Source organism: Nonomuraea sp. NPDC003707, from assembly GCF_053587055.1.
Map to the genome: position 1 here is coordinate 66,687 of NZ_JBSFNK010000023.1, position 21,942 is coordinate 88,628.

Sequence of the window (21,942 nt, forward strand, 5' to 3'; positions counted from 1 at the left end):
CCTGTTGGTTTGTATCCTTCAGAGCATGGCAAAGTCCGAGGATCCAGAGAAGCCGGGGCGCATCAAGCAGCTCCGCATGATCGCGCAGATCATCAAGCAGGCCAACCCCAAGGGGTTGCCCATCGTCTTCCTCTCGGCGGTGGGCACGCTGGCTGTGGTCGTCGTGATCGGCCTGGTCACGGACTACTTGTGGTATTCGGTGTTCATCGGTGTGCTGGCCGCGCTCACGGTTGGTCTGGTGGTCTTCGGGCAGCTCGCCCAGAAGGCCCAATATTCGATCCTGCACGGCCAGACGGGTGCCGCGGCGGCGGTGCTGCAGGGCATGCGCGGCAACTGGCAGGTCACCCCTGCCATCGCGGTCAACCGCGACCAGGACCTCATCCACCTCGTGGTCGGCTATCCGGGCGTCGTGCTGGTGTCCGAGGGGCCGGGCAACCGGGTGGCGAAGATGCTGGCGGCCGAGAAGAAGCGGGTCGCGCGGGTGGTCCTGGGCATCGAGATCTACGACATCCAGTGCGGTGACGGCGAGGGGCAGGTGCCGCTCGGCAAGCTGCAGCGCCACCTGATGAAGCTGCCGCGCAACCTCAAGAAGCCCGCGGTCAACGAGGTGAAGGACCGGCTGCGCTCGCTGCCGAAGAACATGCCGCTGCCCAAGGGCCCCATGCCCAAGGGCGCGCGCATGCCGCGCGGCCCCAAGATGCGCTAGTGCTGTCCTCCTCCGCACGGGCCAACCGCTGGTGGTGGGACGGCAACGCCGACGACTACCAGCTCGAACACGGCGAGTTCCTGCGTGACACCGGGTTCGTGTGGTGTCCAGAAGGCGTCGACGAGGCCGACGCGCACCTCCTCGGCGAGGTGCGCGGACGGCGCGTGCTCGAGATCGGCTGCGGGGCGGCGCAGTGCGCCCGCTGGCTGGTGACGCAGGGCGCGCAGGTGGCCGCCTTCGACGTCTCCCACCGGCAGCTGCGCCACTCCCAGCGCATCGACCTCGACACGGGGCTGCGCGTGCCCGTGGTCCAGGCCGACGCCGAGTCGCTGCCGTTCGCCGCGGCCGCCTTCGACCTGGCCTGCTCGGCGTTCGGCGCGCTGCCGTTCGTGGCCGACCCGCTCGCCGTCTTCCGCGAGGTGCGGCGGGTGCTCAGGCCGGGCGGCCGGTTCGTGTTCTCGGTGAGCCATCCGATCCGGTGGGCGTTCCCGGACGATCCGGGGCCGCGCGGGCTGACGTCCGACCGGTCCTACTTCGACCGTTCCCCTTACGAGGAGCACGACGAACGGGGCACGGTCACGTACGCCGAGCACCATCGCACCATGGGTGACTGGGTGAATCTGCTGGTCGCCTCCGGGCTGACCGTCACGGGGCTGCTGGAGCCCGAGTGGCCGGAGGTGCACGAGCGGGTGTGGGGCGGCTGGAGCCCGCTGCGCGGCCGTCACCTCCCGGGCACGGCCATTTTCAGCTGCGCGCGTACCTAGCGGCCATGGCGTGGAAGACCTCCTTGGGCTCCCAGCGCCGCTCGTCGAGCATCCTGACCACGCCGTAGGAGCCCAGGTCGGCCTCGCCGGGCCGGTTGAAGGCGGCGAACGTGAACCACAGCGCGGTCTCCACCCCCTCCTGCTCGAAGACGTCCATCAGCTCGGTGAAGTAACGCACCTGCTCGCCCTCGTCGCGTACCGCGCCGTCGGGCACCACCCAGGCCGAGCCGCCGTGCTCCCCCGCGCCGCGGTACGCGCAGGTGCCGAACTCCGTCACGGCGACCGGTTTGCCGTGCTTGAACTGGGCGCGTAGCTCGTCCGCGAAGTCGTGGGCGTTGTAGGCGGCGCGGTAGGCGTCCACGCCCGCCACGTCGAACGGGGCCCAGTCGACCGGCTCCCACGGCGCCGAGGCGTAGCTCAGCCGGCCGCCGAACAGCGGCCGCACCGTCTCGACCACCTTCGCCAGGTAGGCGTTGAAGCGCGGCATGACCTGCATGAGGGACGTCCACCACTCCATGTCGCCGGCCATCATGGCGCCGAGCCGGTCGCCGTACCCGTCGCCGTCGATGAAGCCGTGGCCGAAGGCGGTGATCTCGCAGCCGGTGACCAGCACGACCTCGGCTCCGTCGCGGCGCACCGACTCGGCGCGCCGGGCCGCGTCCGCGAAGACCTCCAGCATCGCGTCCTGGGTGAGGTCCACGGGGAACGGGGTGAACCAGATCTCCAGCCCGGCCGCCGCGGCCTCCCTGGCGGCCGCCTCGACGCGCTCGGGGTCGCGGCCGGAGACGCGTACGGACGCGCAGTGCAGGTCTTCCGCGATCGTCCGCATGTCGCGCCGGACGTCCTCGATGTGGAACGACCTGCGGCTCAGGCTGTCGCCCGGCAGGAACCCGACATCATAGTTGATCCCCTTTTTCATGATTTATCCCCTTTTTTACGTTTGTGAGGCCGTGCTCCAGGAGGTCGAAGGCCAGCTCCACGTCACCCGCCAGGCGCCGGCCCGCCTCCTCCAGCGGCTCGCCCGTCGCGATGCGATGGAAGAAGGCCTCCTGGATGGTGGTGACGGCGGCGGCGATCTGCCCGGCCATGAGCCGCGCGGTCAGATCGTCGCCGGGGTGGGCCTCCCCGAGGGCCTCGGCCAGCTCGTAGCGCTCGCTCATGTGCATCGCGTGCAGCGCGCCCATCAGGGCCGGACTCGACCCGATCACCCGCACCCTGGCCAGCAGCGCCTCGACGTCCACCGCTCCCGCGCCCCGGGCGGCCATCGAGCGGTAGTGCTCGCGCAGCGCCTGAAGGGGCGAGCGCCCCTCGCCCCGCCCGGCCACGATCGCCGCCAGGTCCTCCTTGACCCCTTCGGTGACGAGGCAGTCCTTGGTCGGGAAGTAGTTGAACAGCGTCACCTTGGCGACCCCGGCCGCCTCGGCGATCTCGTTGACGGTCACCGCGTCGTAGCCGCGCTCGTCGAACAGCCGCAGCGCCACCTCGGCGATCCGCCGCCGCGTCTGCTCCTTCTTCCGCTCCCTCAACCCCATGAGGGCAGCATAAACCGTACCGGGTACATTTTTGAACCCGGTACGGCTTTTTACTCGACTACATGCGGACGACCATCGTGTTGGAGACGCGGTCGTGCACCCCGCGATGGTCGCGGTCCCAGATCAGGGCGGGCACGGCCAGGCACAGGAGCACCGAGCGCACCAGCACGGGCAGCCAGCGCGGGTCGCCGCCGTCCATCGCGGCCACCCTGATGCCTGCCAGCCGGTGGCCGAACGTCTGCCCCATGAACCCGACCAGGATCAGGTATTGAACGGCGAAGACGGCCGCGGGCGCCCACGGCTGCTCGGCCGGGTTGATCCTGAGCAGCAGCTGCACGACGACCCACGTGCAGATCATCCAGTCGATGACCAGCGCGGCGATCCTGCGTCCCCAGCCGGCGATCGACCCGCTGCCCTCCTCGGGCAGCCCCAGGCGCTCCCCCGGGTATCCGAGATCGACCCCGGCGGACCTGACCCCGCCCAGCCAGGTCTGCGTCCACCGAGGCTCCTTGCTGCTCATGCCCTCAACGGTATCCGCCCGGTAGGCCGGTCGGCATCGTGACCCAACCGCGTCGCAGAACGGCCATCATGTACGCCATGCCACACGGGGATGACCTTGACGCGCGCTTCAACGAGCTGGTCGCGCAGATAGACGAGGAGCAACAGCGCAGGATGCGCGCCGCGGCCGTCAAAGGCGCGAAAGAACAGCGGCGTACCGACCGCTTAGCCAGGCGCGAGAGCAGGTCGGCGCGCTTATCCGGAGAATCCGGGGGATACGGGGACTACGGGTCCGAGCCGCGGCGGCGGATCGGGCGGGCCTGGATCGCGATGGCCGTGATCACCTCGCTGATCACGGCCGCGGGTGTGATCGTGACCTTCCGCCCCGATCTGCTCACCTCGGGCGTCGTCGTGGACGACCCGCCGGCGCCGATCGCCGAGCCGGCCGTCGAACCTGCCGGCAATCCGGCGGACGAAGCCGCCGGGGAGCCGACGGAGGGGGCGAGCGAGGAGCCGGCGAGCCCGTTCGCCGGATCCCCCGCCGAGAAGTACGCCGAGGGGGCCGCTGGCTTCGCGTTGCCGGAGGCGAAGGCGCTGGGCGGGCTGTCGAAGAAGGACGTCGCGAGGGGCCTGAAGCTGACCCGCGAGCTGATGGCGGCGGCCTTCCTCGACAAGAAGGCGCTCCTGGGCGGCAAGCCGTCGGCGTTCACCAAGCTCCTGAGCCCCGACCAGCGTGACTGGTTCCTCCGGGACATGAAGAAGCACAAGGGCTCGGCGGCCTTCGTCATCCAGTTCGCCAAGGGCACGGCCGAGTTCTCCACCGATGTGATCAAGGTGCACGGTCGGGTCGAGCTGGGCACGTTCAAGGACCGCTGGCGGCGCGGCGTCGAGCTCAAGCTGAACCACATCGTCGTCTACGCCGTGCACCGCCCGGGCCGGCCGGACACCACGATCCGGGTCGTCGCCCATCCCAAGGGCCGCGTGTGGCTGTACCGCGAGGAGGGGCGGCTGGTCGCGTGGCCGCTGCGTTGGGGGGCGAGCAGCACCCCGGCGAGCTGCGACACGCGCGACGGCTTCATCCATCCCGTGTACGAGGATTCACCTCGGGGTACGGTGGCGCCGACCGGCGCGCCCGTGGATCCGTACGAGCTGGAAGAGGACGATTCCGAGGGATGCGCCGCTACGCAGGGCACCTGACCTGCGTAACATGTGCGAAACAATCGAGACACCACACGGAAACGGCCACGCCCTAGCGTCGGTATGATGGCCAGTCCCCAGGGAGGTTCGAGAGTGTTCAACTCCGCCGACGACGTCCTGAAGTTCATCAGTGACGAAGGGGTGCAATTCGTCGATGTCAGGTTCACCGACCTGCCGGGGACGACGCACCACTTCACCTTCCCGGTAGAAAACTTCAGCGCGAGCGTCTTCACCGACGGACTCATGTTCGACGGCTCGTCGATCCGCGGTTTCCAGGCGATCCACGAGTCCGACATGCTTCTGCTGCCCGACCCGTCCAGCGCCGTGGTGGACCCGTTCCGCCAGCACAAGACGCTCAACCTGAACTTCTTCGTGCACGACCCGCTGACCGGCGAGGCCTACAGCCGCGACCCGCGTAACGTCGCGCGCAAGGCCGAGGAGTTCCTTCGGGGCACGGGCATCGCCGACACGGTCTACTTCGGCCCTGAGGCCGAGTTCTACATCTTCGACGACGTGCGCTTCGAGACGAAGCAGAACGCCGGCTACTACTACATCGACTCCATCGAAGGCGCCTGGAACACCGGCAAGGCCACCGAGGGCGGCAACCTCGGTTACAAGCCGCGCTACAAGGGCGGCTACTTCCCGGTCCCGCCGATGGACCACTTCACCGACCTGCGCTCCGAGATGGTGCGCAACCTCATCGAGTGCGGCATCGACGTCGAGATGCAGCACCACGAGGTCGGCACGGCGGGCCAGGCGGAGATCGACTTCAAGTTCGGCACGCTGCTCAAGACCGCCGACAACCTGATGCTGTACAAGTACATCATCAAGAGCACGGCGCTCGAGTACGGCCACACGGTCACGTTCATGCCCAAGCCGATCTTCGGTGACAACGGCTCCGGCATGCACTGCCACCAGTCGCTGTGGAAGGACGGCTCGCCGCTCTTCTACGACGAGGTCGGCTACGCGGGCCTGTCCGACACGGCCCGCTACTACATCGGCGGCCTGCTCAAGCACGCGCCGTCGCTGCTGGCCTTCACCAACCCGACGGTCAACTCCTACCACCGCCTGGTCCCCGGCTACGAGGCCCCGGTCAACCTGGTCTACTCCCAGCGCAACCGTTCGGCCTGCGTCCGGATCCCGATCACGGGCTCCAACCCGAAGGCCAAGCGCATCGAGTTCCGGGTGCCCGACCCGTCCTGCAACCCGTACTTCGCCTTCGCGGCGATGCTGATGGCGGGCATCGACGGCATCCGCAACAAGATCGAGCCGCCGGAGCCGGTCGACAAGGACCTCTACGAGCTGCCGCCGGAGGAGGCCCGCAACATCCCGCAGGTGCCCGGCTCGCTCACCGACGTGCTCAACGCGCTGGAGGAGGACCACGACTACCTGCTCGAGGGCGGCGTCTTCACGCCTGACCTGATCGAGACGTGGGTCGCGTACAAGCGGGAGAACGAGGTCGACCCGATCCGCCTGCGCCCGCACCCGCACGAGTTCGAGCTGTACTACGACGTGTAGTCCGGCCCGCACACGGCGAACGGCCCGGGACCGATCACGGTCCCGGGCCGTTTCACGTCGCGAAACGTCACGCCGGGAACTCGAACCGGGGCTCGGACGGGCCGAGGATCGTGTATTCCGGCAGCGTCATGTGCCAGACGGCGGCCAGTTCGTCCGAGAGCGCGGCCATGAGGGACTCGACGTCCTTCCTGGCGGTGTCGTGCAGCGCCTCGGCGACGATCAGGACGTCGGTGGTCGTGTCGCGGACGGCCGAGAGGCCGCTCTGGCGGTTGGTCCAGCGGCGGGCGTGGGCCCTGCCCTCCGCGTCGGCGAAGATCACCTCGCCGGGCGGCGGGTGCTCGGTCTCGCCGGAGAAGGTCAGGTACGTCTCGTCGCCCGCCGCGTACCTGACCTCCACGTACTGCGAGATCTTGGAGACGTCGAACACCGCCACCGGGATCGCGTACGCGATGGAGACCGCGTTGCAGAGGTCGATCAGCGGGTGCAGGCGCGGTAGCGCGCCTTCCTTCCGGAAGCGGCGCAGCAGGGACTCCGAGGCGCAGCGGTACTGGGTCGGCTTGAGGCCCATCTTCGAGTACGCCCGCCGCCACGCCTGGATCTCCGGCAACTCGCCCTCCGAGGAGGTCGCGAGCCGCTTCGCGGCGAGCTCGGCGAACCGGGAGACCTGGTCGTCGACGGAGACGTCCGCCGAGACGCCCGACGCGACGAGCACGCCGGGCACGAGCTCCGGGAAGTCCCGCCAGATGTCACTCGAATGCTGGAAACGCACGGTCCACCTCGCCATCCCCGGACAAACCCCAGCCGATCACGATACCCGCATCGTCAGGTCAGGGCGGCCGTGCGGGCGCGCCAGGCGCCCGCCGCGTAGCACAGGCAGGTCAGGGCCGTCAGGACGGCCGCCGCCAGCAGGGGCCGGCCGACCACGCCCATGACCGCCACGCCGAGGGTCGCGCCGGCCTGGCGGAACGCGTTCAGGACGCCGCCCGCGGTGCCCGCCGTCCCCGGCGGAGCGCTGTTGACCATGCCCGCCATCAGCGCGGGCAGCACGAACGACAGCCCGAACCCCATCACCACCAGCCACAACGCCAGCGCGTCCGTGAGGGCGACCCCCGCCAGGCCGGTCGCGAGCAGGGTGAGGCCGCACAGGATCGGCGGGCGCGGGCCGTAGCGGGCCACCAGGCGGCCGGTGAGCAGCGGGTTCACGGTCATGGGGAGGGTGAGCGGCAGGAAGGCCAGCCCGGCGGCCAGCGGGTCCAGGTGGCGGGTGTCCTGCAGCAGGAGGGTGAGGACGAACAGGGCGCCGGAGAAGGCGAAGTTGGCCACCATGCCGGCGAGCAGTTCGGGCCAGGTGGCGGCGAGCAGGCCGCCGGGCAGCGCGGGGGCGTGGCTGCGGCGCTCCACCGGCACCAGCACCGCCAGTACGGCCACGGCCGCGACGCCCGCCAGGACCGAGGGGCCGATCAGGGCCTGCGCCACCAGGCCCAGGAACGCGCAGGCCAGCGCCTGGACCCGCCAGTCGATCCCGCGGTGGCCGCGCGGCGAGCTCACCCGGCGCATGGCCAGCAGGCTGATCAGGGCGAGGGGCGGGTTGAGCAGGAAGACCGCGCGCCAGCCGTACAGGTCCACCAGGAGACCGCCGAGCAGCGGGCCGGCGGCGAGCGCGGTGCCGGTGATGGCCGCCCACAGGCCCGTGGCGCGGGCGCGGGCGGCCGGGTCGGGGAAGAGCTGCGGGAGCAGGCCGAGCGAGCCGCCCGTGCAGAGCGCGCCCGCCACACCGAGCAGGGCCCGCAGCCCGACCAGCACGCCCAGGTGCGGCGCCGCGGCGCTCAGCAGCGAGACCGCGCCGAACGCCACCACGCCGGCCTTGAAGATCCGGGCCGCGCCGTGCCGGTCGGCCACCGCTCCCCCGACGAGCAGCGAGGCGGCGAAGGCGACCGTGTACGCGTTCACCGCCCACTGCTGCCCGGCCAGCGAACCGCCGAGCGAGGCCCGCAGATCGGGCAGCGCGATCGTCAGCACGGTCGTGTCGAGGATCACGAGGAAGTAGGCGAGGGAGAATCCGAACATCATGCCCCTCAGCCTGCTGAAACGCCACATCCACCCTCAACAGGCTCGACCTCAGAGGGCGTTCGGGAAAACCGTATGCTGGCGGTCATGGATTTGCGGCAGTTGCGGGGGTTCGTCGCGGTGGCGGGGACGGGCACCGTCACCGGGGCGGCGAACAGCCTCGGCCTCGCCCCCGCGTCGGTGTCGGAGCAGGTGCGCCGGCTGGAGCGGAGCCTCGGGGTCGCGCTCTTCGAGCGCACGCCCCAGGGCATGCGGCTGACCGAGCAGGGCGCCACGCTGCTGGCGCGGGCGCAGGGGCTGCTCGACCACGCCGACGAGGTGCGCCGCGCCGTCACCGGGCAGCGGCGCAAGGTGCGGATCGGGGCGCTGGAGATGCTCGCCGCGGCCAGGATGCCCGCCGTGATCCGCCGCCTGTCGGAACGCCGTCCCGACCTGGACGTGGACGTGCGCTCGCACACCAGGCAGTCGCTGCTGGCCGGGGTGGCGGGCGGCGAGCTGGACGCGGTGCTCCTGCTGGACACGGGCCTGCGGATCGGCGGGCTCGGGTTCACCGTGCCGCACGACCCCGGCTCCGGGCCGGTGACGCCCGATCTGGACTTCCTGGACGTGGGTGAGGTCGGGCTGGCGCTGGTCGCGGCGCCGGACGGGGATCGGGAGCCGCTGCTGGTCAGCCCGCCGGGCTGCTCGATCCGGCTGGCCGCCGACCGGGCGTTCGGCGCGGAGGTGCCGCGCAGGGAGCTGACCAGCATCGCCACCGCCCGCGAATGGGCCAGGCAGGGGCTCGGCAGCGCGCTGCTGCCTGACTTCGCGCTGGAACCGGACCTGGCCTCCGGCGCGTTGGTGCGGCTCGGCTTCGAGGCTCCCGCGCTGGCGCTGCGGCTGGTCTGGCTACGCGGCCGTGAACCCGCTCTGCGCGACGTCCTCTACGCCATGAGCGCCCCTACGGGCGCTTGATGTGGTACGCCACGTGCGGGAACAGGGGGTGGTCCGGCGCCAGCCGCGGGTAACCGAAGTCGGTCAGGTGGGTCATCCCCAGGCGCTTCATCACGGCCTGGGAGCGGGTGTTGCTCTTGGCCGTCATGGAGACGATCTCGTCCAGCCCGGCCTTCTCGAACGCGTGCCCGAGCACCTCCCTGGCCGCCTCGGTGGCGTACCCGTGGCCCCAGGCGGGGCGTGCCAGCCGCCATCCGATCTCCCACGCGGGCAGGAACGGCGCGTCGAACGTCTGCCAGATCAGGCCGGCGAAGCCGATGAACTCGCCGCTCCCGCGCACCTCCAGCGCCCACAGCCCGTAGCCGTGCTTGTCGAACTCCTCCTCGATCCTGTCGACGAAGTGGTCGCTCTCCGGGCGGGTGAGCGGGGCGGGGAAGTGCTCCATCACCTCGAGGTCGGCGTTCATCGCGGCGAATGGTTCCCGATCTTCGTCGCGCCATCTGCGCATGATCAAACGCTGGGTCTCCATCCCACCCACGATAGGCCCGCCCGCGCCTTTCCCACCGATGTCCCATCCGTCCTTCAGGGGGAAGGGGGGCGGTCGGAAGGGGGGTCGTCCGTGAGGGCGGGGACGAGGCCGTGCGCGCAGAAGGGAGGCGCATGGGGCAGGGCGGAGGCCAGGCAGGGGCGAAGGAGGCGTGTGGGGGTTACAGGACGCGGCTGAGGAAGGCCTTGGTGCGGGGGCTGGTGGGGTTGTCGAGGACCTCCTTCGGCGTGCCCGACTCGACCACGACGCCGCCGTCCATGAACACCACCCGATCGGCCACCTCCCGCGCGAACCCGATCTCGTGGGTCACCACGATCATGGTCAGCCCGTCCTCCGCGAGGCTCTTCATGGTGGCCAGCACCTCACCCACCAGCTCCGGGTCCAGCGCGCTGGTCGGCTCGTCGAACAGCATCAGCTTGGGCCGCATCGCCAGCGCCCTGGCGATCGCCACCCGCTGCTGCTGCCCGCCGGAGAGCTGCCTGGGATAGCTGCCCGCCTTGTCCTCCAGCCCCACGCGGCGCAGCAGGCCGAACGCCCGTTCCCGGGCCTGCTCGCGCGACTCGCGGCGGACGCCGACCGGCGCCTCCATGACGTTCTGCAACACCGTGAAGTGCGGGAACAGGTTGAACTGCTGGAAGACCATGCCGATCTCCCGGCGCTGGCGGGTGATATCGCGCTTGCGCAGGTGCCGCACCTTGCCGCCGGACGCCTGGAACCCGATCAGCTCCCCGTCCACGAAGATGGAGCCGCCGTCGATGGTCTCCAGGTGGTTCACGCAGCGCAGGAACGTCGACTTGCCCGACCCGGAGGGGCCGAGGATCACCACGACCTCCCCCGCCTGGACGTCCAGGTCGATGCCCTTGAGGACCTCGAGGTGGCCGAAGTGCTTGCGTACGGCGTGGGCGTGGACCATGGGGACGGTCATGACGTCACCTCCGAGGGACGGCGCCGGCGGAAGGTCAGGAAGGCCCAGAAGCTCTGCGGCGCGTGCCTGGTGGCCCCGCGGGCGTAGTGCCGCTCGATGAACGACTGGCCGACGTACAGGATCGAGGTGATGACCAGGTACCAGACGCAGGCGACGATCAGCAGCGGGATGGTCTGGAAGGTGCGGTTGTAGATCGACTGCACCGTGTACAGCAGGTCGGCCAGGGCGATGACGCTCACCAGCGACGTGGCCTTCAGCATGCTGATCACCTGGCTGCCGGTGGGCGGGATGATGAACCGCATGGCCTGCGGCAGCACGATCCTGCGGAAGGTGCGCGCGTTGCTCATGCCGAGCGCCGAGGCGGCCTCGGTCTGCCCGGGGTCCACCGACATGAGCCCGCCGCGGATGATCTCCGCCATGTACGCGCCCTCGTTCAGCCCGAGCCCGAGGACGGCCGCGAGCAGCGGGGTGATGACCAGGTTCGTGTCGGCGCTGATGAACTCCGGGCCGAACGGGACGCCGAGGGAGATCTTGGGCAGCAGGTACGACAGGTTGTACCAGAGCACGAGCTGCACCAGCACCGGCGTGCCGCGGAAGAACCACACGTAGAGCCCGCAGGCCGCCCGCGCGACGGGGTTCTCGGAGAGCCGGCCGATGGCCAGCAGCACCCCGAGCACCACGCCCACGAACATCGCGATCACGGTGAGCAGCAGCGTGGTGAAGACGCCCTGGCCGATGACCTGCGCGTTGACGTACTTGAAGACCACGTCCCACTGGAAGTTGGGGTTGGTGACCAGCAGGCTCACGAGCTGGGCGGCCAGCACCAGCAGGATGATCGAGGCCACCCAGCGCAGCGGATGGCGCGTGCGGGACGCGCCCGCGACGTCGACGTCCGGCAGTCCGCTCATGACCCCGCCAGGTTGACGCCGGCCTTGTCCAGCTTGTTGTCGGAGGTGCCCCACTTGTCCATGATCTTGGCGTAGGCGCCGTTGTCGATCAGCTTCTGGATGCCGTCCTTGACCACGTCACGCAGCGGCGAGTCCTTGCCGACGACGGCCCCCTGGAAGAGGTCGTCGAAGCCGTTGCTCTGCCCCTTGCCCGCCAGCTCCAGCTTGCCGCCGGACTGCGACACGAAGTACGTGAGCGGCGCCTGCGAGGAGAAGAACGCGTCGGCCCGGCCCGAGCTGACCGCCAGCACCGAGGTGGGCTGGTCCTTGTACGACTGCACGGTGATCTTCGGCTTGCCGTCCTTGGCGCAGGTCTCGGACTGGTTCTTGATCACGGCTTCGGCGGAGCCGCCGGCCATGACCGAGATCTTCAGCCCGCACGTGTCGGCCACCGAGTTGATCTTCTTGGGGTTCCCCTTCGGCACGGCGAAGACCACGAACTCCTTGACCCAGTCCACGAAGTCGTTGGACTTCTGCCGGTCCGGGAAGTCGCCCACCGGGCCGATGGCCAGGTCGTAGCGGCCCGACGCGATGCCGGTGAGCTGGCTGGGCAGGCCGTCCACGGTGACGTGCTCGATCTTGACGCCGAGCACCTGGCCGAGGGCCTCCGACAGGTCGGCCGCGGCGCCGGTCATGGACTTGCCGTCCGCCCCGGCGATCTCGTACGGCGGGAACGAGCCGTTGTTCACCGAGACCAGCTTGCCGGCGGTCTTCACCTTGTCGGGCAGCCGGTCGTACAGGGCCTGGTCCTTGCCCTGGGCGGCCACGGTGCCGGAGGGGGCGGACTGGGAGCTCAGCGCGCCCTGGGCCTCCTCCGGGTTGGCGCCGCAGCCGGCAATCAGGAGGGCGGCGCCGAGCAGGGCAGCCGTCGCGTACTTAGACATGTCGCTCCAATCGGGGGTCGACGGCGAAGCGCCGGTTCTCGAGGACGGGGAGGCTGAGGCGGGCTCGCTCGAGCTCTTCCATGGAGGCGTCGGCCCAGAGCAGGCCCGGCGCGTCGCCGAGGCGGGCCCGGGTGATGCCGAGCGGGTCGACGACCATGCTGGCGCCGATGTTGCGGCGGCCGCACTCGCCGGAGGCGGCCAGGTACACGGTGTTCTCCAGGGCGCGGGCGGTCACCATGACCTCCCAGTGCCATTCCTTGGCCGGGCCGCGCACCCACGCGGTGGGCAGCGCGATCACCTGGGCGCCCTGGTCGGCCAGGAGCCTGGCCAGCTCGGGGAAGCGCACGTCGTAGCAGGTCATCATGCCGACCTTCCAGCCGGCCACGTCGATCACCACGGGCGGGTTCGTGCCGGGCACGACGTTGTCGGACTCGCGCCGGCCGAAGGCGTCGTACAGGTGCAGCTTGGTGTACGTCCCGACGATCTCGCCGTCCCTGGCGGCCACCAGGACGTTGAACACGCGGCCGTCGCCCGACGGGGTGTGCACGCCGACGATCACGGTGGTGGACGAGCCGCGCGTGCGCTCGACCAGCCCGCTGACGAACGGCCCGTCCAGCGGCTGTGCGGCCTCGCGGATGCGCGTCGGCTCGTCGACGAACAGGGCCATCGCGCCCTCGGGCAGGACCAGCAGGTCGGCGCCGCCCTCGGTGGCCCGGTCGATCAGGTCCTGGCAGGTCTTGAGGTTGTCCGTCCAGTCCTCCGAGGACGCGAACTGTCCAACGGCGATTCTCATATGTCGAAGACCTCCTCGGGTCGGATGCGGCGGTTCGAGATGCCCTGGGCGTGCAGTTCCTCGCAGAAGGCGGCGATCATGGCGGCGTTGGGCCCGACGCCGTACGGCATCCAGTCGGGGCCGAAGGTCCGCGCCGTCTCCGTCAGGTCGGCGAGCAGCCAGGGCGTGGTGTCGGTGAGCAGCCGCCGCCGGGCCAGCCAGTGCCGCTTGGAGCGTTCGAGCAGGTCCTGAACGGCCCGCGGCAGCCCAGGGTCGCGCTCGACGGCCTCGCGCTTCAGCGTCACGAGGTGGATGCCGGGCACGAAGCCGGTCTCCCGGTAGTAGGCCAGCTCGGCGGCGCGGTGGTCGGCGAGCAGGTGGCGGAAGCGGCTGTCCGAGGTGAAGAACTCGTCGGGCATGAACGGGGTCATGATCGCGTCGTAACGGCCCTCGGCGAGCCCTTCGGCGAGGCCGTCGCCGGTCAGCGAGACGTTGTCGGGGAACGGGACGGGGCCGACGCGGTCCTTGCCGGTCTCCCCGGCGACCAGCGGGCCGACGGTCCACTCGATGCCCCTGATGTCCACGCCGGCGGCCCTGAGCAGGGCGCGCGTCCAGGTGTTGCCGGAGTCCGGCCAGCCGGTCAGGCCGATGCGGGCGCCCTTGAGCTCCTCCAGCGAGGTCAGCTCGCTGTCGCGGCGGACCAGGACGCACCGGTGCCGGAAGCCCCGCATCACGAACACCGGCAGACCCACCAGGCGGTCGTCGCCCGCGGCGCGGCCGAGCACGTACCTGCTGAAGGACGTCTCACCGCCGTCCAGGCCCGGCTCGCTCAGGACGTCCGGGGTGACGGCGCGGGACTCGAGGTCCAGCTCGAACCCCTCGGGCCGCACCTCCCCCGTCGCCACCGGTACGAGATGGTCCCAATCCCGCAGACCCAACCGAATATGCACAAACACCCCAAAGTTCCCTTGCTTTGAATTGCTGGAAACCTTATGTTCAGGCAACGCCCCACACAAGACGATCTTTGTTGCTGAACAAAGATTTACAGGAGGTCATGTGGAATCCGCCTGGCTGGCGCAGCGCATCGGCGAGCCGACCGCACGCGGGATAGCCGCCGCCCTGACCGACCTGATCAGGCAGGGCACGGTCACCGCGCAGACGCGCCTGCCGACCGTGCGCAGCCTGGCCAGGGAGCTGGGCGTGAGCTCGGGGACCGTCGCGGAGGCCTGGTCGGAGCTGCGGCGGCACGGGATGATCCACACCGATCGCCGCCGCGGCACGGTGGTGCTCGGGCCGCCCGACGTGCCCCGTCCCATCCGTTACGAGCGCATCGGCCACTGGGGCGACCGGCTGGCGATCGACCTGGCCATCGCCTCCCCGGACCCGGCGCTGCTGCCGCCGCTGGAGGCCGCGCTGATCGCCGCGGCCGGCGCGGAGGGGCTCAACGACTACGCCCGCGAGACGATCACGCCGCGGTTGCGTGCCGCCGTGGAGCCGGACTGGCCGTTCCCGGCGCAGGGCTGGCTCGCGGTCGGCGGCGGGTACGAGGGGGTGCAGCTGCTCTGCCAGACGACCGCGCTGCCCGGCGACCGGATCGCGATCGAGGAGCCGACCGCCGCCCGGCTGCTGGACATCCTGGAGACGATCGGCGTCCAGATCGTGCCGGTGGCCTGCGACGAGCAGGGGCCCGTCCCCGAGTCGCTGGCCAAGGCGCTGCGGGCCAGGCCGGTGGCGTTCGTGTACCAGCCGCGCGGCCAATCGCCCTGCGGCCACGCCGTGACCGCCGAGCGCTCGGCCGAGCTGGCCGCCCTGCTGGAGCCGACCTCGACGCTCATCGTGGAGGACGACGGGATCGGCGAGCTGTCGGTCTCGCCGATGGTGAGCATGGGGACGCGCTTCCCCGACCGCACGGTGCTGGTGCGGTCGTACTCCAAGTCGCACGGCCCCGACCTGCGCATCGCGATCATCGGCGGGGCGGCGGACGCGGTCGAGCGGGTGCGCGTGCTGCGGAGCTTCGGCATCGGCTGGACCAGCAGGATCCTGCAGGACACGCTGGCCCACCTGCTCGGGGACGACGAGGTGCGCGAACGCGTGGCGCACGCCCGGACGGTCTACGCCGGGCGGCGGGCGCGGCTGAAGTCGGAGCTGGCGGAGCGCGGCGTGCCCACCGGCGGCGGCGACGGGCTGGTCCTGTGGGTGCCGGTGCGCGAGGAGTCGGCGGCGCTGGTCACCCTGGCCGCGCACGGCATCTCCGTGGCGGCCGGCAGCCGGTACGTGATCGGCCCCGCGACCACGCACCACCTGCGCCTGGCCACGGCCCGGCTCACCGACGACCCCGGCGAGCTGGCGGCCCTGGCCGACGTGATCACCCTGGCGGCCAGGGGCGGGCTCAGCGGCGGCTCTTGATCCCGGTCAGGCGGCGCAGCACGTCCCACCAGAACGACGCCCCGAACAGCAGCGCCACGTACGTCAGCAGGAAGCCGGGCCAGTGGCTGGGCGTGGTGATCCGCTGCCACCACAGGCCGCCGTTCCAGTGCACGGACGGGTCGCCCTCCGCCGGGATCGACACGCTGACCAGCGCATGGTCGAGCATCTTGACCAGCGCGGGCTGGCTCAGCGTCTCGGTGACGCACGGCACCGGGTCGCCGCCCGTACAGCGTGCCTTGAGCTCGTTGTACGCGTCCGTCCCCGACCCCGCCACGGCCGTCACCGAGGCGCGGAAGGCGTTGTCGCGCAGCAGCGTCTTGGCGTACTCCAGCCCGTCCATCGTGAACACCAGCGTCACGACCACGCCGAGCACGGCCACGACCCACTTGACGTAGCGCTTGTAGAGCATGGACAGCCGCTGCATCTCGCCGTCGAACCAGCTCTCCACCCCCTGCCGGAACCGGTCGAGGTCGCGCTGCGCGGTCTCCCACACGCCCTTGAGGTGGCCGTAGAGCGGGCTGCGCATGGCCTTGAGCTTCTCCAGGAACCCCTCGACCCCGTCCGGCTCCCCCGCGGCCAGCTCCATCAGGGCCACCGCGAAGCGCGCGGGAGGGATGTTGGAGATGCTGGTACGGCCCTTCTTCGGATGGTCGATCCCCTGGACCCGCTGGTAGAGCAGGTTGACCATGGCGTCCTCGGCCTTGGTCTCCTGCGCCGGCAGCGCCCCCGGCTCGGGAGGCGAGGGCTGGTCGCTGTGCTTGGGCCGGGGGTCGCGTACGAAGGGCAGCGCCGCGAAGACGTCACGCACCTTGGCGGGCAGCCACGACCTGCCCTGCGCGTCGGAACCGTCCATGGTGTCCCTGAGGTAGGCCCACAGGAACTTGCTGCGGATGGCGAGCACCCGCACGAACGCCTCGTTGAGCCCGCTCACCAGCAGCGACAGCAGCAGGAACGACACCACCAGGCCCAGGGCCAAATCCACGTAAACGGATAACACGCGGGCTTTGATACACCCTTACGCGCCGCCGATCAAGCCCCGTAGAAAACTCTGTCCATCACTTGTCGTGCGCGGCGGGTCACGCGGCGGTAGTCGTCGAGGAAGTCCTCCGAGCCGTCCGGCGGGTAGCCGAGCGTCTGGGCGATCAGCTTCCGCTCGCCCGAGTCGCGCGGGACGCTGTCGCCCGGGCGGCCCTTGACCAGCATGATCGCGTCGCGGATGCGGGAGGCGAAGCGCCACGCCTCGACCAGCACGGCCTCGTCGGCCGGGGCGAGCAACCCCTCGGCCACGGCCGCGCGCAGGGCGTCGAGCGTGCGGGTGGTGCGCAGGGACCCCAGCGTGCCCGCGTACCGCAGTTGTAGCAGCTGGGCCACCCACTCCACGTCGGACAGCCCGCCGGGGCCCAGCTTGGTGTGCAGGCCGGGATCGGCGCCGCGCGGCAGGCGCTCAGCCTCCATGCGGGCCTTGAGCCGCCTGATCTCCCTGACCGCGTCGTCGTGCAGGCCGCCCTTCGGGTAGCGCAGCTCGTCGACCATCGAGGTGAACTCCCGCCCCAGCTCCGCGTCGCCCGCCGAGAACCTGGCCCGCAGCAGCGCCTGCGACTCCCACGGCGACGACCAGCGCGCGTAATAGGCGCGGTAGGAGGCCAGCGTCCGCACCAGCGGGCCCTGGCGCCCCTCGGGACGCAGGTCGGGGTCGATGATCAGGGGCGGGTCGGGGGCGGGCAGCGAGAGCAGCCGGCGCACCTCGTTGGCCACGGCGAAGGCGGCGTCGGTGGCCTCGCGCTCCGCCACGCCCGGCAGCGGCGAGTGCACGAACATGACGTCGGCGTCGCTCGCGTAGGAGCTCTCCATGCCGCCGAGCCGGCCCATCGCGATAATGGCGAACCTCGTGAGGCGGGGGACCTTGGCGAGGGCGACGTCGAGGGTGGCCTGGAGGGTCACGTCGGTCAGGGACGACAGGGCGCCGCCGACCGTCTCGATGTCGATGAGCCGGAAGATGTCGGCCACGGCCGTCCGGAACAGCTCTTTTCTCCGCAGCGCCCGCACGGCCGCGACGGCCGGCTCGGGGTCGCCCTGGTGCCTGGAGACCGCCGCCGAGGCCTCGCCGGCCAGCGACTCCCGGGAGCGCACGGCGAGCTCGTCGTCCGAGCCCAGCATCGCGACCGCCTCGGGCGCGTTCATGATCAGGCCGGTCGCGTAGCGGCTGGTGCCGAGCACGCGCGACATCCTGGAGGCCACCGCGGTCTCGTCGCGCAGCAGCCGCAGATACCAGGGCGTGCTGCCCAGCTTGTCGCTGACCTGCCGGAACCCGAGCAGCGCCGCGTCCGGGTCGGGCGTGTCGGCGAACCACCCCAGCATGACGGGCAGCAGCGTGCGCTGGATGGCCGCCCGCCTGGAGACGCCCGCGCTGAGGGCGGCGATGTGGTGCAGCGCGCCTGTGGGATCGACGTAGCCGAGCGCTTCGAGCCTGGCCTTGGCCGCCGTGGTCGACAGCCGCGCCTCCGACTCCTGCAGCCGCGACACGGCCTGGAGCAGCGGCCGGTAGAACAGCTTCTCGTGCAGCCGCCGCGCCTCCATGGCGTGCCGCCGCCACCGCGCCGTGAACTCCCCCACCGGGTCGGTCTGCATGCCGAGCGCGCGGCCCAGCCTGCGCAGGTCGGACTCGTCCGTGGGCACGATGTGGGTGCGCCGCAGCCGGTGGAGCTGCAGGAGGTGCTCGATCTGGCGCAGGTACGAGTACGCCTCCGCCAGCCCGCGCGAGTCGTCGCGGCCGACGTAGCCGCCCCGGGACAGCGCCGCCAGCGCGGGCAGCGTGGCCCTGCGGCGCAGCAGCGGGTCGAGCCTGCCGTGGACGAGCTGGAGCAGCTGCACCGCGAACTCGATGTCGCGCAGCCCGCCCGGCCCCAGCTTGAGCTGGCGGTCGCCCTCGGCCCGCACGTGGGCCTCGACCCGGCGGCGCATGGCCTGCACGTCCTCGACGAAGTGCTCACGCGTGGCCGCCGTCCACACGAGGTCGTTGACCGCCTCGACGTAGGCCGAGCCGAGCTCCATGTCGCCCGCGACCGGCCGGGCCTTGAGCAGCGCCTGGAACTCCCACGTCTTGGCCCAGCGCCGGTAGTAGGCCAGGTGGCTGCCGAGCGTGCGCACCAGCGGGCCCGACCTGCCCTCCGGCCGCAGGCCCGCGTCCACCTCCCACAGGGAGCCCTCGGACGTGGTGGCGGAGCAGGCCCGCATCATGGCCTGGGCCAGCCGGGTCGCGGTGCGCAGCGCCTTGGTCTCGTCGGCGCCCTCGCGCGGCTCCGCCACGAAGATCACGTCGACGTCGCTGATGTAGTTGAGCTCCCTGGCGCCGCATTTGCCCATGCCGATGACCGCCAGGCGCACCTCGCCGTCGTCGACCTCGGCCCGGGCGATGGCCAGCGCGGCCTCCAGCGCGGCGCCCGCGAGGTCGGACAGCTCCGCCATGACCTCGGCCAGCGTGGCCTCTCCCGTGAGGTCGCGGGCGGCCAGATGCAGCAGCCGGCCCCGGTAGGCCACACGCAGCGCCTCCAGCGGGCGCTCCGCGGTGGCGGCCTCCCCCGGCCGCGCGCCGACCGCCTTGAGCAGCTCGGCCCGCGCGTCGCCCGGCAACGGCGCGGCCAGGAGAGCCACCTGGCCGGGGTGGCGCACCAGATGGTCGCCGAGTGCGGCGCTGACGCCCAGGACGGCCAGCAGCCTCGTGCGCAGCCCCTCGTCGCGGCGCAGGACGTCGAGCATGGCGGGATCGCGCTCGGCCAGGCGGGTCAGCGAGACCAGCGCCTCGTCGGGGTCGGCCGCGTCCACCAGGAACTCCAGGAGCTCGTCCACTTCGGCTCCGGCCTGCCGGACGAGCCGGGCGGCCCTGGCGCCGTCGGCGAAGCCGAGCCTGGCCAGCCGCGCGGCGGTGGATTCGATCCTGGGCACCCCTCCATCTTGACAGGACTTCGGCCGTAGCATAGAAACGCAACGTTGCGTTGCATTCTAGGGAGGCGATCGGCGATGGTTCCGCCTGCCGTCACGTGGGGCCTGCTGGCCGCGTGGGCGGTGCACGACGTGGAGGAGCTGGCGACCATGGCGGGCTGGACGCGTTCGGCCCGGCCCAGGCTGGAGGAGCGGCTGCCGTGGGTGCCGTGGGAGCGGCTGGAGGTCTCGCAGCGGCACGTGAACGTGGCCATCGGCCTCATGGGCGGGGTGATGGCGGGGGCCTCGGCGCTGGGGGCGCGTACCGGCGGGCGGAGCCCGGTGTTCCAGGCGGCGCTACTGGGGTTCGGGGCGCACGGGGTGATGCACCTGGCGCAGGCCGCGGTGACGCGGGGGTACACGCCGGGGGCGGTGACCGCGCCCGTGGTGGTCATCCCGTTCTCGGTGTGGGCCTGGCGGCGGCTGCGGGCCGAAGGGGTGCCGGTACGGACGGGGGCGCCGGGCTGGGCGGGCCTGGCCGCGCTCCCGGTCGTGCTGGCCGGCGTGCACGCCGCGGCCCACGCCCTGACCCGGCCCCGCTCGGACAGGGCCGTTTGCCCGAACACGGCCGGGGCCGGGCGGACGCGGTGGTTCAGGCGCGGCCGCCGGTCCTGACCACCTCCGCGAACGCCTCCGCCACCGGCCGCCAGGTGGCCACGAGCTCGCTCTCGGCGGTCTTGACCGCGGTGTTGAGCTCCTCGGCCGCGTCCAGCCCCGACCCGTCGGTCCAGGACGTGAAGATCTCCGGCGTGGCCTCGGGGTGGAACTGGATCGCCCACGCGGCCTCCCCCAGCCGGTAGGCCTGGTTCGGGTACTGCGCCCCGGTCATCAGCGGCACCGCGCCGTCGGGCAGGCGCGTCATCGCGTCCTGGTGGTACTGGACGGCCACCGCCGTCCCGACCCCGGCCAGCAGCCGGTCATCGGCGGCCGCGGGCAGCGCGACCACCTCGCAGGCGCCCACCTCGAGCCCGTTCGTCCCCCGCTCGACGGTGCCGCCGCAGGCCATGGTCAATAACTGCGCCCCCAGGCAGATGGCCAGCGTGGGCGTGCCCTCCTCCACGGCCCGGCGCAGCAGGTCGCGGGTGGCGGGCTGCCAGGGGCTCCGCTCGTCCTCCCAGGCGGCCGCCGCGCCGCCGAGCACGATCAGCCCGTCCGCCGGGCGCGCGGGGATCTCCTCGCCGAGGTACGGCCGGACGACGTCGCAGGGCAGCCCCAGCCAGTCACCGAGATATCCGAGCCCGGCCTCGTCCTCGTGCTGAACAACGGTGATACGCATATCAGGGCATTATCCGGAATATCACTACAATTCCCCACACCGCCCCCCTGCCCGCCCGATCACCCGGATGCCTAAGCTCCGACCATGAGCTTCGAGTTGGACGATGTCGGCGGTCTGCGGATCGCCAGGTTCGGCACGGGACCGCGCACGATCATCGCGGTCCACGGGATCACGGCCTCCCTGATGGCCTGGGGCGCGGTGGCGCGGCGGCTGCCCGAGGAGTGGTCGATGGTCGCCATGGACCTGCGCGGTCGCGGGCACAGCGCCTCGCTGCCCGGGCCGTACGGGCTGCCGAGGCACGCCGAGGACGTCCTGCGCGTCGCCGACCACGTGGGGGCGGGCCCGGACGCGGTGCTGACGGGGCACTCGATGGGCGCGTACGTGGCCGCCCTGGCCGCCGCGGAGCGGGACTTCGCGCGGGTCGTGCTGGTGGACGGCGGCCTGCCCTTCCCCCCGCTGCCCGAGGGGGTGGACGCCGACGAGGCGATGGAGGCCACCCTCGGGCCGGCGCTCGCCCGGCTGCGCCAGACGTTCCCCACCGCGGACGCCTACGTCGACTTCTTCAAGGCGCATCCGGCCTTCGCCGGCCACTGGAACGCCGACGTGGAGGCGTACGTCCGCTATGACCTGACGGGCCCGGACGGGGCGCTCAGGTCGCGGGTGGCCCCGGAGGCGGTGCTGCAGGACGGACGCTGGCTGCGCCTGGAGTCGGAGGCCATCGCCGCCGCCCTGACCGCCATCACGTCACCGCTCTCCCTCCTCAGGGCGCCGCGCGGCCTGCTCAACCAGGAGGTCGGCATGCTGCCCGACGACCTGGCCCGCCCCTGGTCCGCCCGTCTCCCGGGGCTGCGGGACGAGGTGATCCCGGACTGCAACCACTACACGATCCTGTTCGACGACCGCTGCGTCTCGTCCGTCGTCACCCACCTCACCGGCTCCTCCTGACAAGGCGCGGGACGTGGACGCGGAAC

Annotated in this window: 22 protein-coding genes; 8 read left to right on the forward strand and 14 right to left on the reverse strand. The window is 71.4% G+C overall.

From position 1 onward, the window contains the following. Positions 1–25: 25 nt before the first annotated feature. Both ACWDRB_RS42870 and ACWDRB_RS42875 read left to right on the forward strand, forming a co-directional pair. The gene (locus ACWDRB_RS42870; protein WP_350728818.1) at positions 26–706 is read left to right on the forward strand and encodes a DUF4191 domain-containing protein; all 681 of its coding nucleotides are present in this window, start codon (positions 26–28) and stop codon (positions 704–706) included. Continuing rightward, on the forward strand, positions 706–1,470 hold the full coding sequence (locus ACWDRB_RS42875; protein ID WP_449903932.1) for a class I SAM-dependent methyltransferase: 765 nt from the start codon (positions 706–708) through the stop codon (positions 1,468–1,470). The genes ACWDRB_RS42870 and ACWDRB_RS42875 overlap by 1 nt, the downstream gene beginning before the upstream one ends. On the opposite strand, the gene ACWDRB_RS42880 is transcribed toward ACWDRB_RS42875, so the two are convergent. Genes ACWDRB_RS42880 through ACWDRB_RS42890 form a run of 3 tightly spaced genes read right to left on the reverse strand, consistent with a single transcriptional unit; the run spans position 1,451 to position 3,522 of the window. Then, entirely contained in the window at positions 1,451–2,389 is a 939-nt protein-coding gene (locus tag ACWDRB_RS42880; protein WP_449903935.1) for a hypothetical protein, read from the reverse strand. The two genes, ACWDRB_RS42875 and ACWDRB_RS42880, sit on opposite strands and share 20 nt — an antisense overlap. Beyond that, on the reverse strand, positions 2,367–3,002 hold the full coding sequence (locus ACWDRB_RS42885) for a TetR/AcrR family transcriptional regulator (RefSeq protein WP_449903937.1): 636 nt from the start codon (positions 3,000–3,002) through the stop codon (positions 2,367–2,369). Before ACWDRB_RS42885 ends, ACWDRB_RS42880 begins: the two co-directional genes overlap by 23 nt. A 58-nt stretch (positions 3,003–3,060) precedes the next feature. Further along, entirely contained in the window at positions 3,061–3,522 is a 462-nt protein-coding gene (locus ACWDRB_RS42890) for an RDD family protein (protein WP_350728810.1), read from the reverse strand. Positions 3,523–3,599: 77 nt separating this feature from the next. Here ACWDRB_RS42890 and ACWDRB_RS42895 point away from each other — a divergent pair, with 77 nt between their 5' ends. Together ACWDRB_RS42895 and glnA are read left to right on the forward strand one after the other, a co-directional pair. Next, entirely contained in the window at positions 3,600–4,697 is a 1,098-nt protein-coding gene (locus ACWDRB_RS42895; RefSeq protein ID WP_449903940.1) for a hypothetical protein, read from the forward strand. Between the two features lie 93 nt (positions 4,698–4,790). Beyond that, positions 4,791–6,215 (forward strand): type I glutamate--ammonia ligase, encoded by a 1,425-nt coding sequence (glnA, locus tag ACWDRB_RS42900; protein ID WP_350728806.1) that lies wholly within the window; start codon positions 4,791–4,793, stop codon positions 6,213–6,215. Positions 6,216–6,282: 67 nt separating this feature from the next. Here glnA and ACWDRB_RS42905 read toward each other — a convergent pair whose 3' ends face one another. Together ACWDRB_RS42905 and ACWDRB_RS42910 are read right to left on the reverse strand one after the other, a co-directional pair. Continuing rightward, positions 6,283–6,984, reverse strand: a complete 702-nt coding sequence (locus ACWDRB_RS42905; protein WP_449903943.1) for a B3/B4 domain-containing protein — start codon at positions 6,982–6,984, stop codon at positions 6,283–6,285. 53 nt (positions 6,985–7,037) lie between these two features. Then, entirely contained in the window at positions 7,038–8,285 is a 1,248-nt protein-coding gene (locus tag ACWDRB_RS42910) for an MFS transporter (RefSeq protein WP_449903946.1), read from the reverse strand. 84 nt (positions 8,286–8,369) lie between these two features. On the opposite strand from ACWDRB_RS42910, the gene ACWDRB_RS42915 reads away from it, so the two are divergent. After that, a complete protein-coding gene (locus tag ACWDRB_RS42915) occupies positions 8,370–9,236 on the forward strand; it encodes a LysR family transcriptional regulator (RefSeq protein ID WP_355206160.1) in 867 nt (288 codons plus the stop codon). Here the strand turns inward: ACWDRB_RS42915 and ACWDRB_RS42920 are convergent. The 6 genes from ACWDRB_RS42920 to ACWDRB_RS42945 all read right to left on the reverse strand — a co-directional run bounded on the left by ACWDRB_RS42920 (position 9,223) and on the right by ACWDRB_RS42945 (position 14,195). After that, the gene (locus ACWDRB_RS42920; protein ID WP_449903950.1) at positions 9,223–9,744 is read right to left on the reverse strand and encodes a GNAT family N-acetyltransferase; all 522 of its coding nucleotides are present in this window, start codon (positions 9,742–9,744) and stop codon (positions 9,223–9,225) included. The two genes, ACWDRB_RS42915 and ACWDRB_RS42920, sit on opposite strands and share 14 nt — an antisense overlap. Positions 9,745–9,922: 178 nt before the next feature. After that, on the reverse strand, positions 9,923–10,687 hold the full coding sequence (locus ACWDRB_RS42925; protein WP_449903953.1) for an amino acid ABC transporter ATP-binding protein: 765 nt from the start codon (positions 10,685–10,687) through the stop codon (positions 9,923–9,925). Further along, entirely contained in the window at positions 10,684–11,595 is a 912-nt protein-coding gene (locus tag ACWDRB_RS42930; protein ID WP_449903956.1) for an amino acid ABC transporter permease, read from the reverse strand. The genes ACWDRB_RS42925 and ACWDRB_RS42930 overlap by 4 nt, the downstream gene beginning before the upstream one ends. Then, complete coding sequence (locus ACWDRB_RS42935) at positions 11,592–12,518, reverse strand: ABC transporter substrate-binding protein (protein WP_449903959.1); 927 nt, start codon at positions 12,516–12,518, stop codon at positions 11,592–11,594. Before ACWDRB_RS42935 ends, ACWDRB_RS42930 begins: the two co-directional genes overlap by 4 nt. Further along, positions 12,511–13,311, reverse strand: a complete 801-nt coding sequence (locus ACWDRB_RS42940) for a deaminated glutathione amidase (RefSeq protein WP_449903962.1) — start codon at positions 13,309–13,311, stop codon at positions 12,511–12,513. The genes ACWDRB_RS42935 and ACWDRB_RS42940 overlap by 8 nt, the downstream gene beginning before the upstream one ends. After that, the gene (locus ACWDRB_RS42945) at positions 13,308–14,195 is read right to left on the reverse strand and encodes a hypothetical protein (RefSeq protein WP_449903965.1); all 888 of its coding nucleotides are present in this window, start codon (positions 14,193–14,195) and stop codon (positions 13,308–13,310) included. The genes ACWDRB_RS42940 and ACWDRB_RS42945 overlap by 4 nt, the downstream gene beginning before the upstream one ends. 151 nt (positions 14,196–14,346) lie before the next feature. On the opposite strand from ACWDRB_RS42945, the gene ACWDRB_RS42950 reads away from it, so the two are divergent. After that, a complete protein-coding gene (locus tag ACWDRB_RS42950) occupies positions 14,347–15,696 on the forward strand; it encodes an aminotransferase-like domain-containing protein (RefSeq protein WP_350728788.1) in 1,350 nt (449 codons plus the stop codon). Here the strand turns inward: ACWDRB_RS42950 and ACWDRB_RS42955 are convergent. Continuing rightward, the gene (locus tag ACWDRB_RS42955; protein WP_449903968.1) at positions 15,680–16,714 is read right to left on the reverse strand and encodes a hypothetical protein; all 1,035 of its coding nucleotides are present in this window, start codon (positions 16,712–16,714) and stop codon (positions 15,680–15,682) included. The two genes, ACWDRB_RS42950 and ACWDRB_RS42955, sit on opposite strands and share 17 nt — an antisense overlap. A 32-nt stretch (positions 16,715–16,746) precedes the next feature. Continuing rightward, positions 16,747–19,659 (reverse strand): bifunctional [glutamine synthetase] adenylyltransferase/[glutamine synthetase]-adenylyl-L-tyrosine phosphorylase, encoded by a 2,913-nt coding sequence (locus ACWDRB_RS42960; RefSeq protein WP_449903972.1) that lies wholly within the window; start codon positions 19,657–19,659, stop codon positions 16,747–16,749. Positions 19,660–19,734: 75 nt separating this feature from the next. Here ACWDRB_RS42960 and ACWDRB_RS42965 point away from each other — a divergent pair, with 75 nt between their 5' ends. After that, positions 19,735–20,310, forward strand: a complete 576-nt coding sequence (locus tag ACWDRB_RS42965; protein WP_449903975.1) for an HXXEE domain-containing protein — start codon at positions 19,735–19,737, stop codon at positions 20,308–20,310. Here ACWDRB_RS42965 and ACWDRB_RS42970 read toward each other — a convergent pair. Next, positions 20,288–20,971, reverse strand: a complete 684-nt coding sequence (locus tag ACWDRB_RS42970; protein WP_363963337.1) for a type 1 glutamine amidotransferase — start codon at positions 20,969–20,971, stop codon at positions 20,288–20,290. The genes ACWDRB_RS42965 and ACWDRB_RS42970 overlap by 23 nt on opposite strands. Before the next feature lie 84 nt (positions 20,972–21,055). Here ACWDRB_RS42970 and ACWDRB_RS42975 point away from each other — a divergent pair, with 84 nt between their 5' ends. After that, the gene (locus ACWDRB_RS42975) at positions 21,056–21,916 is read left to right on the forward strand and encodes an alpha/beta hydrolase (protein WP_449903979.1); all 861 of its coding nucleotides are present in this window, start codon (positions 21,056–21,058) and stop codon (positions 21,914–21,916) included. The last annotated feature ends 26 nt before the right edge of the window (positions 21,917–21,942 follow it).

Bases quoted from the DNA above. Each gene is read 5' to 3' on its own strand.
- ACWDRB_RS42940 (WP_449903962.1), bottom strand. From the start codon at position 13,311: ATGAGAATCGCCGTTGGACAGTTCGCGTCCTCGGAGGACTGGACGGAC.
- ACWDRB_RS42930 (WP_449903956.1), bottom strand. From the start codon at position 11,595: ATGAGCGGACTGCCGGACGTCGACGTCGCGGGCGCGTCCCGCACGCGC.
- ACWDRB_RS42915 (WP_355206160.1), top strand. From the start codon at position 8,370: ATGGATTTGCGGCAGTTGCGGGGGTTCGTCGCGGTGGCGGGGACGGGC.
- ACWDRB_RS42920 (WP_449903950.1), bottom strand. From the start codon at position 9,744: ATGGAGACCCAGCGTTTGATCATGCGCAGATGGCGCGACGAAGATCGG.
- ACWDRB_RS42910 (WP_449903946.1), bottom strand. From the start codon at position 8,285: ATGATGTTCGGATTCTCCCTCGCCTACTTCCTCGTGATCCTCGACACG.
- ACWDRB_RS42895 (WP_449903940.1), top strand. From the start codon at position 3,600: ATGCCACACGGGGATGACCTTGACGCGCGCTTCAACGAGCTGGTCGCG.
- ACWDRB_RS42925 (WP_449903953.1), bottom strand. From the start codon at position 10,687: ATGACCGTCCCCATGGTCCACGCCCACGCCGTACGCAAGCACTTCGGC.
- ACWDRB_RS42890 (WP_350728810.1), bottom strand. From the start codon at position 3,522: ATGAGCAGCAAGGAGCCTCGGTGGACGCAGACCTGGCTGGGCGGGGTC.
- ACWDRB_RS42975 (WP_449903979.1), top strand. From the start codon at position 21,056: ATGAGCTTCGAGTTGGACGATGTCGGCGGTCTGCGGATCGCCAGGTTC.
- ACWDRB_RS42970 (WP_363963337.1), bottom strand. From the start codon at position 20,971: ATGCGTATCACCGTTGTTCAGCACGAGGACGAGGCCGGGCTCGGATAT.
- ACWDRB_RS42885 (WP_449903937.1), bottom strand. From the start codon at position 3,002: ATGGGGTTGAGGGAGCGGAAGAAGGAGCAGACGCGGCGGCGGATCGCC.
- ACWDRB_RS42870 (WP_350728818.1), top strand. From the start codon at position 26: ATGGCAAAGTCCGAGGATCCAGAGAAGCCGGGGCGCATCAAGCAGCTC.
- ACWDRB_RS42935 (WP_449903959.1), bottom strand. From the start codon at position 12,518: ATGTCTAAGTACGCGACGGCTGCCCTGCTCGGCGCCGCCCTCCTGATT.
- ACWDRB_RS42880 (WP_449903935.1), bottom strand. From the start codon at position 2,389: ATGAAAAAGGGGATCAACTATGATGTCGGGTTCCTGCCGGGCGACAGC.
- ACWDRB_RS42965 (WP_449903975.1), top strand. From the start codon at position 19,735: ATGGTTCCGCCTGCCGTCACGTGGGGCCTGCTGGCCGCGTGGGCGGTG.